The organism is Streptomyces sp. NP-1717 (assembly GCF_022695985.1).
GTDB lineage: Bacteria > Actinomycetota > Actinomycetes > Streptomycetales > Streptomycetaceae > Streptomyces.
Map to the genome: position 1 here is coordinate 1 of NZ_JAAPBF010000240.1, position 10,971 is coordinate 10,971.

Below are 10,971 nucleotides of genomic sequence, written 5' to 3' on the forward strand. Positions count from 1 at the left end.
TCGATCTCGTACGGCCGCAGCGCGGCGCCGCCCCACGTGACCATCGGCCCGTCGCTGTCGGCACGCGCCGACCACGTCATCACGGTCTCCTCCGACCCGTCACGGCCCACGGCGATCAGCGCGCACACCCCCGCCGCCGCCGTCTTCGACAGCTCCAGCGCGATGTCCGTGCCCCAGCCCCGCTCCGCCGCCGTCACGACGGCCGCCGTCCCCGTCCTGCGGTCCTTCGCCGTCCACCGCTCGGCCGTCGGCGCCACCGGCGAACCGCCGCCCCGCTGCGCGTCGACGATCGCGAACGGGCCGCCCACCGCGATCACCATCGCCGCCGCCAGCAGGGCCAGCCGCCGTCTGCGGCTCACCCGCCGCCGGGCGGCCGTCCCTTCGAGCATCCGGTGCAGCAGTTCGGGCCCCACCGAGACGAACGGCGCCACCCGCGCGGGCGTCTGCCGCGTGTACTCGTCGAGCTGGCCCCGCACCCCGTCGAAATCCCCCAACAGCAGTGTGCAGTGAGGACAGTCCATGAGATGGTCCTCGAAGCGAAAGGCGTCGGCCGCGTCGAGGACGCCGAGCGCGTAGGCGCCCACGTCGCGATGGATGTCCGGGGTCCGCATGCCCCCTGATACGGGGCGCGACGGCGAATCACTCAAACGACATCCTTGTCCACGCACCGATATCCACCTCCGCTCCGGGCCCACCACGCCCCGGAGCCCTTAAACTTCCCCGTCATGCTGCGTGTACTGGCCGTGGACGACGAAGCGCCCGCCCTCGAAGAGCTGCTGTACCTCCTGCGGGCCGACCCGCGGATCCGCGGCGCCGAGGGCGCCACCAGCGCGACCGAGGCGCTGCGCCGTATCGGTGCCGCGCTCGACGCCGGTCCGGACGACCCGGCCGCCGTCGATGTCGTCTTCCTCGACATCCACATGGCGGGACTCACGGGCCTCGACGTCGCCAAGCTCCTGGCCGGTTTCGCCGAACCCCCGCTGATCGTCTTCGTCACCGCCCACGAGGGCTTCGCCGTCCAGGCGTTCGACCTCAAGGCCGTCGACTACGTGCTCAAGCCCGTCCGCCGCGAGCGGCTGGCCGAGGCCGTCCGGCGCGTCGCGGAGCTGGTGGGGGAGCGCGGCCCCGTCGTGGACACCTCCACCGACCAGATCCCCGTCGAACTCGGCGGCGTGACCCGCTTCGTCCCCGTCGCCGACATCGTCTACGCCGAGGCGCAGGGCGACTACGCCAGACTCCACACCGACACCGCCAGCCATCTGGTGCGAATCCCCCTCACCACCCTGGAGGAGCGCTGGCGGTCCCGCGGTTTCGTACGGATCCACCGCCGGCATCTCGTCGCGATCGCCCGCATCGACGAACTGCGCCTCGACGCGGGCGCCATGAGCGTGCGCGTCGGCGACGCGGAACTGGCGGTCAGCAGACGTCACTCCAGGGCCCTGCGCGATCTGCTGATGCGCCAGCCCGGCCGCTGACCTGGCCGTTCACCGGGCGGACGGCGCTGTGCCGGGGCTTCCCTCCGCCGCGACGGTCTGCCTAGACTCCGGCCCTGGCAACGGTGCCCGGGACGAGGGGGAGGAGGGACCATGAGCGCGGAACCCCACCCCAAGCGCGAGGTCGTCACCGGGGAGCCCCGCCGCGTACGCCCACTGCCCCGCTACCGCGCCCAGTCCGAGATCGACGAGCAGACCGCGCTCGGCGACGCCTACGTCCGTTCCCTCATGCGCAGCCAACTGCGCGCCGGACTCACCGCGTTCGCCCTGCTCGCCGCGGTCGTCGGCACCCTGCCGCTCGCCTTCGCCGCGCTGGGCGACTCCACCGTCGTCTGGGTGGTCCTCGGCGTCGCCGCCTATCCGCTGCTGACCCTGCTCGCCTGGTGGTACGTACGGCGCGCGGAGCGCAACGAGCGGGACTTCGCCCGGCTGGTGAAGGGCCGGCCGCTGCCGTGAGCCAGAGCTACACGGTGACGGCCGTCGCCGTCGTCGTGGTCGCCACCGTCCTCGTCGGCGGCTTCGGCCTGCGCATATCGCGCACCACCTCCGACTTCTACGTGGCCTCCCGCACGGTGCGGCCCGGCCTCAACGCCGCCGCGATCAGCGGCGAGTACCTCTCCGCCGCCTCCTTCCTCGGCATCGCCGGGCTGCTCCTGCTGCACGGCCCCGACATGCTCTGGTACCCGGTCGGCTACACCGCCGGCTATCTCGTCCTGCTGATCTTCGTCGCCGCCCCGCTGCGCCGCTCGGGCGCCTACACGCTGCCCGACTTCGCGGAGGGGCGCCTGGAGTCCCGCCCCGCCCGGCGGGTGGTCAGCGCGCTCGTCGTCGGCGCGGGCTGGCTCTATCTGGTGCCGCAGCTCCAGGGCGCGGGCCTCACCCTGGAGATCCTGACCGGCGCGCCGAACTGGTTCGGCGCCGTCCTCGTCGCGGTCGTCGTGGTGGTGGCCGTCGCCGCGGGCGGCATGCGCAGCATCACCTTCGTGCAGGCCTTCCAGTACTGGCTCAAGCTCACGGCCCTCCTCGTCCCGGCGATCTTCCTGCTGCTGGCCTGGCAGGGCGACGGGCGGCCCCCGATCGACTTCGAGCCGACCGAGATGTCGAGCCGCGTGGACCACCCCATGTACGCGACGTACGGGCTGATCGTCGCCACCTTCCTCGGCACCATGGGCCTGCCGCACGTCGTGGTCCGCTTCTACACCAGCCCCAACGGCCGGGCGGCCCGCCGGACCACCGTCGTCGTACTCGCCCTGATCGGCGGCTTCTACCTCCTGCCGCCGGTCTACGGGGCGCTCGGGCGGCTGTACGCGCCCGCGCCCGCACTCGGTACGGACGCCGACGCCGCCGTACTGCTGCTGCCCGACCTGGTGATCGGGGGCACGGCGGGCGATCTGCTGGGCGCGCTCGTCGCGGGCGGCGCCTTCGCCGCGTTCCTGTCCACCGCCTCCGGACTGACGATGGCGGTGGCCGGGGTGCTCACCCAGGACGTACTGCCCTCACGCGGCGTACGGCACTTCCGGCTGGCGACGCTGCTCGCGATCCTGGTGCCGCTCGGCGGCTCGCTGGTGGTCAGCGGCATGCCGGTGGCGGACGCCGTCGCCATGGCCTTCGCCGTCTCCGCGTCCTCCTTCTGCCCGCTGCTGGTCCTCGGCATCTGGTGGCGGCGGCTCACCCCGCCCGGCGCGATCGCCGGACTGCTGCTCGGCGGCGGATCGGCGCTGGTTGCCATCGGGATCACGGTCAGCGGCGCCGTACGGTCCGGCTGGCCGCACGCGCTGCTCGCCTGGCCCGCCGTCTGGTCGGTTCCCGTCGGGTTCCTCGCGATGATCCTGGTGTCGCTGGCCACCCGCTCGCGGATACCGCCGGGGACCAAGGCCGCCATGACCCGCTTCCATCTGCCCGAGGCGCTGATGCCCCGGGCCCGGGGAGGCCCGCGATGACCCCGGCGAGGCCCACGGCGCCCCCGACGATGCCGACGACCCCGACGAGAGGTTCACGATGAGCGGCGCCGCCCTCGCGGTACTGACCGTGCTCGGCGCGCTGCTGGCCGCCGGTGGCTACGTACTGGGCCGCCGTACCGCACACGGACGCCCGGAACGCACCAGTGACGTCGGCACCCCCGTCGAGCACGCCACCTTCGAGACCCTGCACACCGCGTCGCTCGCCGCCCCGCCGCTGCGCGCCGGACTCACCGAGGAGAGCGCGGGCAAGGCGGCCCGCCGGCTGCGCTCCCTGCTGGGCACCGACGCCCTCTGCCTCACCGACCGGGACCGCGTGCTGGCCTGGGACGGCCTCGGGGAGCACCACGGCAAGCATGTGATGGACCATGTGCAGGGGCTGCTCGCCAGCGGGCGCGACACCGCCTTCGCCAGCGGCTGCGGCGATCTGGACTGCCCGCTGCGCTGGGGCGTCGCCGCGCCGCTGACCGTCGACCACCGGGTGCTCGGCACCCTCGTCGCCTACGCCCCACGGGAGTCCGCCGTCCTGGCGCGGGCGGCGGGCGAGGTCGCCCGCTGGGTCTCCGTCCAGCTCGAACTCGCCGAACTCGACCGCTCCCGCACCCAGTTGATCGAGGCGGAGATCAAGGCGCTGCGCGCGCAGATCTCCCCGCACTTCATCTTCAACTCACTGGCCGCGATCGCCTCGTTCGTCCGTACCGACCCCGAGCGCGCCCGCGAACTGCTCCTGGAATTCGCCGACTTCACCCGCTACTCGTTCCGCAGGCATGGGGACTTCACCACCCTCGCCGACGAGCTGCACTCCATCGACCAGTACCTGGCACTCGTCCGGGCCCGCTTCGGCGACCGTCTGTCGGTCACCCTCCAGGTCGCCCCCGAGGTACTGCCGGTCGCGATGCCTTTCCTCTGTCTCCAGCCGCTCGTCGAGAACGCCGTCAAGCACGGTCTCGAAGGCAAGATCACGATGAGCCACATCACCATCAGCGCGCTCGACGCGGGCTCGGAGGCGGAAGTGGTGATCGAGGACGACGGGGTGGGGATGGACCCGGAGCGGCTGCGCCGGATCCTGCGCGGCGAGGGCGGTCTGTCCACGGGCATCGGACTGCTCAACGTGGACGAGCGGCTCCGCCAGGTCTACGGGGACGACTACGGGCTCGTCATCGAGACGGGGGTGGGGGCCGGGATGCGGATCACGGTGCGGATACCCAAGTACCGCGCGGGCGTGCACGGCACCTGAGCGCGGCCCGGCGGCCCGGCGGCCGGGAACGCCGAAGGCGCCCGTTGGTTCAGAACAGATGGATCGCCAGGTGCCCCAGCGGCAGCCCCAGCTGCCACGCCGGGGTCCACACCTGTGGCCCTTCCTCACCCTGCCACTCCGCGGTCGCGCGGCCCGACAGCAGCGAATCGCCGCCCGGCGCGCCCATCGCGTCGAGGTCCGGCGCCAGCAACTCCGTCTCCTCCAGCCACCGCCAGGCGGCCAGGGCCAGTGCGAGATCCGGGTCGGGGCGGGCGATTCCGGTCCGCTCCGCCTGGAACACCCGGGTCTCCAGCAGGTCGAGCTGATGACAGACCCATTCACGCCAACCGGTGCCGTACTCGGTCAGCGTCCGCCACTCGTCCATCCGTGCCACGCCGCCGGGCCCGCCGGCCGCTCCGTCGGACAGGAAGATGGTCAGCGCGAGGGCGTCGCGACCCGCCCGGTACTCAAGTGTGCTGGGCGGCATCAGGTCGCCGGTGCGCAGTAGTTCGTCGGCGATGTACTCCGCGTACATCCATGCCATGGGGACGAACAGGCCGCCGCCACCGACTTCTTCATGACGTTCCGGACGCATTGTTTTGCGCCTTCCTTCCCCTCCGTGGACGCTGCTTCACGGAGCATTGAACCGGCGGCCGGTGGCCAGCGTGGCCAGAAGAGCAGGATCCGACAGAGGACCGGAGGCGATAGTGACGGGTGAGGCCGGCGGTGCCCCGCATGTGCGGTCGCAGCTCGGTGCCTACGCGCTGGGAGCTCTCACACCCGAGGAGGACCGGCTCGTCGCCGGGCATCTGGACGGCTGTGCGAAGTGCGCCGCCGCCTATGCGGAGGTGGCCGATGCCGCGGCGCTCCTCGCACTCTTCGACGAGGAGGACCTGTGGTAGCCCGGCAGGGAGCGGCCCAGGGCGCGGAGCGCGTAGTAGGAGCGGGACTTGACGGTGCCGGCCGGGATGCCGAGCACCTGCGCGGCCTCCACCACGCTCAGACCCTTGAAGTAGATCTGCGCGAGTACGGCGCGGTGCTCCGGGCTCAGGGACTTCACCGCCTGGCGTACGTCGAGCGCGGCGACGGAGCGCTCCGTGGGGTCGCCCGGCTCGGGGGTGGCTTCGAGGACACCGTCGCTGACTTCGGTGGGGCGGGCCAGACGTGAGCGGCGGGCGTCTATCGCCAGCCGGCGGCCCACGGTGAAGAGCCAGGGCCGCATGGACTCGTAGGGGCCCTCGAACGCCTCGGGGTGCTGCCAGGCGCGGACCAGCGTCTCCTGGAGCAGATCCTCGGCGCGCTGCCGGTCGCCGTAGGTCAGACCGAGCAGGAAGTGGAGCAGCGCGGGGCCGTGGTCGCGCTGCAACTCCGCCAGCGCCCGCTCGTCGGTCGTCGCCGTGGCCGTGGCGGTGGTCATCGTGAACGTCCCTTCTCGCGGAGGTCGCTGCCGTCGGCGTCGTTGCCGTTGGCGTATCCGAACGCATGGGGTACGTCCGGGGACAGACGGCTCACAAGGGTCTGCGACGAGCGGTCGCTCCGCGCGGCGAGTGGTGCGGTGAACGGTTCGGCCGATCCGTTTCGTCCATTTCGAGTGATTAGCCACGTCTGGTGTATTAATCACATTAATATGAAGATATGCATGCGTTGACCGTTTGGTCGCCTTCCTCGTCAATGAAGGAGCCTGACCGATGACGACGCGCATGCGACACGGAGCCGTGGCCGCCGCCGCCCTCATGCTCGGTACGACCGCCGGATGCGCCGGACCCGGCGCCGGGGACGCCGCCGGCGAGCGTCCCGTCACCAGCGACACCGGGTCCGGCAGTTCGGTGGCGGGCGGCGCCACACCGCGGCGCGGCTTCACGCTCGTCGCCTCCGGAGACGTCCTGCCGCACGACTCCGTCATCCGCCAGGCCAACGCCGACGCGGGCGGCGCCGGCCACGACTTCGTACCGATGCTCGCCGGGGTGGAGCCCGTCGTCTCGGCCGCCGATGTGGCGATCTGTCACATGGAGACGGTGTACGGCCCCGACGGCGGGCCCTTCACCGGCTACCCGTCGTTCAAGTCACCGCCCGAGATCGCCGCCGCGCTCAAGACCACCGGCTACGACTCCTGCTCCACCGCCTCCAACCACTCCCTGGACGACGGCGCCGAGGGCATCGGCCGCACCCTCGGGGCGCTCGACAAGGCCGGGGTCAAGCACGTCGGCTCCGCGCGCTCGGCCGAGGAGGACGGCCGTCCCGCGCTCCTCGAAGCGGGCGGCGCGAAGGTCGCCCACCTGGCGTACACCTACGACACCAACGGCAGGCCGCTGCCCGACGGGCAGCCCTGGGCGGTCGACCTCATCGACGAGGAGAAGATCGTCGCCGACTCACGGGCCGCCCGCGCGGCGGGCGCCGACGTCGTCGTCGTGAGCCTCCACTGGGGTACGGAGTGGCAGACGGCGCCCGACGAGAGACAGCTGACCCTCGGCCGGAGTCTCACCGCGTCCAGGACCGGGAACCGTCCCGACATCGACCTGATCATCGGCACGCACGCCCATGTCCCGCAGGCGTACGCGAAGGTCAACGGCACCTGGATCGTCTACGGCATGGGCGACCAGATCGCCGGCGAGATGGTCAACCACGCCGGACAGTTCGACCCGCGCGGCACCCAGGGATCGATCGGCCGGTTCACCTTCGCGCCGCCCGTCGCCGACGGGGAGCGCTGGTCCGTGACCAAGGCGGAATTCGTCCCGCAGACCATGGACAACACCGTCGGACGGGTCGTCAATCTGTCCCGGGCGCTGGACGACGACCCGGCCAGGGACGACTACCGGACCACCCGCTCGGCGATCGAGGCCGCGGTCCTCGGGCGCGGCGCTGCCAAGGACGGCCTCACGATGGGCCGTTGACACCGGGCTCTCCTCCGAGGGCCCCGTACACCGTCCTACGGGACCACGGTCACCGGCCAGCGGCCCGCCTTGACCAGCCGCACCGCCACCGAGCCGATGAAGCGGTGCCCCGCCGACTCGGACGCGCCCACCACCACCGCGTCCGCCTTCAGATCGTCCGCCGCGGTGACCAGCCCGTTGTAGGGGTCACCGCGCAGCGTGTGGAACTCCCAGCGGACGTCCCAGATGCCCCTGACCCGCTCGGCACTGGTGCGGATCTCCTCCGCGAGACCTTCGGCGATCTCCTCGGTCGCGTCCGCGACCGGGGCGCCGAGCGCGGCGCCCGTCGACAGCAGCGGCTGCACGTACACCACCGCGAGCAGGGCGTTCTGCCGCCGGGCGAGACCGCCGGCGTACGCCGCCGCGCGCAGGGACGACTCGGAGCCGTCCACACCGGCGACGATCACCTTGGGGCCGTCCGTACCGCGTTCGAAGGGGGAGGGCTGCTGATCCGTCACGCCAGGAGGCTACCGGCTCCCGGAAGCCGCGCCGCCGGGGGTTGTGCCCGGGCTCCTCAACCGGGTGTCTACTTACGCTCATCTGCTCATCCCATCGGGTGCTTTACCCGTGCTCGCCGGTGTCGGTGAGGCGTGGGAGCCGCCGACCGTGCGAGCCATTGGCCATGGAACCCACCAAGAAGAACCAGATGATCCCGGGGCGACGGGCCGTCCTGCGCCTCGCCGCGGTGCTCGGGGCCGTCGGCCTGGCCCGGCTGATGACCACCGGCGACACCCACACACCGGTCCGTCCGGCGACCGGCAGCCCCCCGGCGGGTGCGTCGCCGTCCGGCAGCCCCACGGCGGGCCCCTCGGCGGCCGGACCGCCTCCGGCGGGCGCGACGGCGGCCGGAGCGCCCCCGGCACTGCCCGCCGGATCGTCCGCCTACCGGCTGAGCCCCATGACGGAGTTCCAGCCACCCGGCTACCGCCCGGCCCGCCTGCCGGTGCGCACCGAGCCCTTCATGGCGATGCCTGACCTGGGCCGCTCGATCGTGCTCACCTTCGACGACGGACCCGACCCCAAGTACACCCCCGGCATCCTCAAGACGCTGCGCGCGCACGACGTACGGGCGATGTTCTTCGTCTGCGGCCAGATGGCCAAGGGGCAGGGGGACCTGCTGCGGGAGATGGCCGACGACGGGCACATCGTGGCCAACCACAGCTGGTCCCACCCGGAGTTGCCCACGCTGAAGCCGGCCAGGATCCGTGAGGAGATGGAGCGCACCAGCGAGGTGATCGACCGGACGCTGGGCCTTCCGCCGGTCTGGTTCCGGGCCCCGTACGGCTCCTGGAACCGGCACACCTTCAAGATCGGCGCCGAGCTCGGCATGGAGCCGCTCGCCTGGACCCTGGACACCCTCGACTGGAAGTCACCGGGCACCGGAAAGATCGTCCGCAGAGTGCTCGACGGGGCCGCGCCCGGAGTCGTGGTGCTGTCGCACGACGCGGGCGGCGACCGCTCGCAGAGTGTGGCCGCGCTCCGCGACTACCTGCCCAGGCTGCTGAAGAAGGGGTACGGCATCACCGTACCGAGACGCGGATACGGCATCACCGTCCCCAAGTCCTGACACACACGACGGGTGGGGCGGCACTCACCGCCCCACCCGTACCGCGCCGGTCGGGCCGGTGTGCTCAGCGGGTCTCCACCAGCCGGGCGAAGACCACGACGTTGCCGTCGTAGCCGCCCGCCTTCGAGTAGCCGCCACCACAGGTGATCACCCGCAGCTCGGAGTGGCCGGTGTCGCCGTACACCCGCGCCCCCGGGAAGTCGTTCTTGGAGAACACCTCGACGCCGTAGATCTCGAACACCGCCACCCGCTCGTCGAAACGGGTGACCTCGATGTGCTCGCCCTTGCTCAGCGAGCCGAGGCCGTAGAAGACCGCGGGGCCCGCCTGGTTGTCGACATGGCCCACGACGACCGCGGTGCCGCGCTGGCCGGGGGCGACGCCGTTCTGGTACCAGCCCGCCATGTTCGCGTCCTGCGGGGGCGGGGCGGCGATCCAGCCCTCCGGGTCGAGCCCCACGTCCATCACGGGTGCGTCGACCTTGATCGCCGGAATCGTCACGCGGGACATGGGGGCGTACGGCAGGGGCTTCACGATGGGGACGGTCGCCGGCTCGGTCACCTGCTCCGTCCGGGTGTCCAGCCCCGCCGCCGAGGCCGGCTGGGGCGGTCCTAGGGACACGTCGGCCCCGTTCCGCATCAGTGCGAGACCGGAGAGCATGACGAGAGCCAGTACGCCCCAGGGCGAGCGTTTCCTCGACTCCGAGCCGCGGTGGGCCAGGCCCATGTTTCTCCCTTCGTGGGCGCCTGGTACGCACGCTAGGCGCGGACGCCCGTGCCCGCGACAGCTGGAGGGCGAACGGGTGGTGCGGCCGTCCGAGCCCGCCCCGCTGCCCCATTCGAGTAGTCGTCATATAAAAACTTCTGACGGTCCGTGACCTGCGGGTCCGTCAGGCCGGATCGGGTTCTGTCGGCGTGTCGCCTCACCAGGGTGGACCAGTGCCGGAATGCGTCGAACGCTCCGGTTGGTGATGGTTCGTCATGGAGGGCGTACTCGTCGAATATCCCGGAGCACCGCTTTGGGGCGTCTTCCACTGGAGGCTCAACGATGCGTGCTTCACGCGCTCTCATGGTGACTGCCGCGGCCTGCGCCGCCGTGGCGCTCTCCGCCCCCCTGGCCGGGGCGACCAACGGCCCGACCAATGTCCGCGTCAACCCGTTCGCCGTGCACCAGGGCGGTACGTTGCACATCACCGTCGACGGCTGCGGCCACGGCGGCACCGTCACGTCCAACGCCTTCCCCACGGCGCAGCTCTCGGTGAACTCCTCCGGGCACTCGGAGGCCAGGGCCCGTATCAACAACAACGCCACGCCCGGCGACTACAACCTCTCCGTCAAGTGCAGCGACAACAGCCGCATCGCGACCCACCGCTTCCGGGTGCTCGCCGGCCAGGGCGCGGAGGGCGGCCTCGGCGGCTCCATCGGCCCCAGCTCGACCGAGATGGCGGTCGGTGCGGGTCTGGTCGGCACCGCGGCGGTCGGCGGCACCTACTTCATCGCCCGGCGCCGTCGTGCGGGCAACGCGCTCGTCTGACCGGCGGGACCCGCGCGTACGGCGAACGTCCGTCGCCCCAAGCCCTCTCAGGGACTTGGGGCGACGGACGTTCCGTGCTTCCCGGGGCCGGCGGGGCGAGCGGGGGACGGCGGAGGGGTCAGTGCAGACGGTTCGCCGAGCGGCGGCGCACGACCAGGACGGTGCCGGCGGTCGCCGCGGCGACCAGGCCGGTGCCGACCGCGAGTTCCGTGGCGTTCATGCCCATGAAGCTGCCGCCGAGGCCGCCCTTGACTC

The 10,971-nt window shown here is 72.1% G+C and carries 13 protein-coding genes; 8 read left to right on the top strand and 5 right to left on the bottom strand.

Annotated elements, in window-relative coordinates; all coding sequences use genetic code 11:
* A partial coding sequence (locus GXP76_RS30470; RefSeq protein ID WP_242574848.1) for a zf-HC2 domain-containing protein occupies positions 1–647 on the bottom strand: 647 nt, incomplete at its 3' end.
* 78 nt (positions 648–725) lie between these two features.
* On the opposite strand from GXP76_RS30470, the gene GXP76_RS30475 reads away from it, so the two are divergent.
* From GXP76_RS30475 to GXP76_RS30490, 4 genes are all read left to right on the top strand, one after another.
* Entirely contained in the window at positions 726–1,475 is a 750-nt protein-coding gene (locus tag GXP76_RS30475) for a LytTR family DNA-binding domain-containing protein (protein ID WP_242574849.1), read from the top strand.
* Positions 1,476–1,586: 111 nt separating this feature from the next.
* A complete protein-coding gene (locus GXP76_RS30480; protein ID WP_242574850.1) occupies positions 1,587–1,949 on the top strand; it encodes a hypothetical protein in 363 nt (120 codons plus the stop codon).
* Positions 1,946–3,433: a cation acetate symporter gene (locus GXP76_RS30485; protein WP_242574851.1), complete on the top strand. Its 1,488-nt coding sequence runs from the start codon at positions 1,946–1,948 to the stop codon at positions 3,431–3,433. The genes GXP76_RS30480 and GXP76_RS30485 overlap by 4 nt, the downstream gene beginning before the upstream one ends.
* A gap of 58 nt (positions 3,434–3,491) precedes the next feature.
* Positions 3,492–4,688: a sensor histidine kinase gene (locus GXP76_RS30490; RefSeq protein ID WP_242574852.1), complete on the top strand. Its 1,197-nt coding sequence runs from the start codon at positions 3,492–3,494 to the stop codon at positions 4,686–4,688.
* A gap of 49 nt (positions 4,689–4,737) precedes the next feature.
* On the opposite strand, the gene GXP76_RS30495 is transcribed toward GXP76_RS30490, so the two are convergent.
* Positions 4,738–5,283, bottom strand: a complete 546-nt coding sequence (locus GXP76_RS30495; protein WP_242574853.1) for a hypothetical protein — start codon at positions 5,281–5,283, stop codon at positions 4,738–4,740.
* A gap of 112 nt (positions 5,284–5,395) precedes the next feature.
* On the opposite strand from GXP76_RS30495, the gene GXP76_RS30500 reads away from it, so the two are divergent.
* Positions 5,396–5,590 carry a zf-HC2 domain-containing protein gene (locus tag GXP76_RS30500; protein WP_242574854.1) on the top strand — a complete coding sequence of 65 codons (195 nt, stop codon included), beginning with the start codon at positions 5,396–5,398 and terminating at the stop codon, positions 5,588–5,590.
* On the opposite strand, the gene GXP76_RS30505 is transcribed toward GXP76_RS30500, so the two are convergent.
* Entirely contained in the window at positions 5,527–6,105 is a 579-nt protein-coding gene (locus GXP76_RS30505; protein WP_078073967.1) for a sigma-70 family RNA polymerase sigma factor, read from the bottom strand. The two genes, GXP76_RS30500 and GXP76_RS30505, sit on opposite strands and share 64 nt — an antisense overlap.
* 271 nt (positions 6,106–6,376) lie before the next feature.
* Between GXP76_RS30505 and GXP76_RS30510 the strand changes: the two genes are divergently transcribed.
* Complete coding sequence (locus tag GXP76_RS30510; RefSeq protein WP_242574855.1) at positions 6,377–7,579, top strand: CapA family protein; 1,203 nt, start codon at positions 6,377–6,379, stop codon at positions 7,577–7,579.
* A 35-nt stretch (positions 7,580–7,614) separates the two neighbouring features.
* Here GXP76_RS30510 and GXP76_RS30515 read toward each other — a convergent pair whose 3' ends face one another.
* Entirely contained in the window at positions 7,615–8,076 is a 462-nt protein-coding gene (locus GXP76_RS30515; RefSeq protein ID WP_242574856.1) for a universal stress protein, read from the bottom strand.
* Between the two features lie 164 nt (positions 8,077–8,240).
* On the opposite strand from GXP76_RS30515, the gene GXP76_RS30520 reads away from it, so the two are divergent.
* Positions 8,241–9,185: a polysaccharide deacetylase family protein gene (locus GXP76_RS30520; protein ID WP_242574857.1), complete on the top strand. Its 945-nt coding sequence runs from the start codon at positions 8,241–8,243 to the stop codon at positions 9,183–9,185.
* 64 nt (positions 9,186–9,249) lie between these two features.
* Here the strand turns inward: GXP76_RS30520 and GXP76_RS30525 are convergent, their stop codons facing one another.
* A complete protein-coding gene (locus GXP76_RS30525; RefSeq protein ID WP_242574858.1) occupies positions 9,250–9,909 on the bottom strand; it encodes a class F sortase in 660 nt (219 codons plus the stop codon).
* Positions 9,910–10,230: 321 nt separating this feature from the next.
* Here GXP76_RS30525 and GXP76_RS30530 point away from each other — a divergent pair, with 321 nt between their 5' ends.
* Complete coding sequence (locus GXP76_RS30530) at positions 10,231–10,716, top strand: hypothetical protein (RefSeq protein ID WP_242574859.1); 486 nt, start codon at positions 10,231–10,233, stop codon at positions 10,714–10,716.
* Positions 10,717–10,971 lie beyond the last annotated feature (255 nt).

Excerpts from the sequence above, each read along its gene's own strand:
- GXP76_RS30475 (WP_242574849.1), top strand. The coding sequence starts at position 726 with ATGCTGCGTGTACTGGCCGTGGACGACGAAGCGCCCGCCCTCGAAGAG.
- GXP76_RS30480 (WP_242574850.1), top strand. The coding sequence starts at position 1,587 with ATGAGCGCGGAACCCCACCCCAAGCGCGAGGTCGTCACCGGGGAGCCC.
- GXP76_RS30490 (WP_242574852.1), top strand. The coding sequence starts at position 3,492 with ATGAGCGGCGCCGCCCTCGCGGTACTGACCGTGCTCGGCGCGCTGCTG.
- GXP76_RS30495 (WP_242574853.1), bottom strand. The coding sequence starts at position 5,283 with ATGCGTCCGGAACGTCATGAAGAAGTCGGTGGCGGCGGCCTGTTCGTC.
- GXP76_RS30505 (WP_078073967.1), bottom strand. The coding sequence starts at position 6,105 with ATGACCACCGCCACGGCCACGGCGACGACCGACGAGCGGGCGCTGGCG.
- GXP76_RS30510 (WP_242574855.1), top strand. The coding sequence starts at position 6,377 with ATGACGACGCGCATGCGACACGGAGCCGTGGCCGCCGCCGCCCTCATG.
- GXP76_RS30520 (WP_242574857.1), top strand. The coding sequence starts at position 8,241 with ATGGAACCCACCAAGAAGAACCAGATGATCCCGGGGCGACGGGCCGTC.
- GXP76_RS30525 (WP_242574858.1), bottom strand. The coding sequence starts at position 9,909 with ATGGGCCTGGCCCACCGCGGCTCGGAGTCGAGGAAACGCTCGCCCTGG.
- GXP76_RS30530 (WP_242574859.1), top strand. The coding sequence starts at position 10,231 with ATGCGTGCTTCACGCGCTCTCATGGTGACTGCCGCGGCCTGCGCCGCC.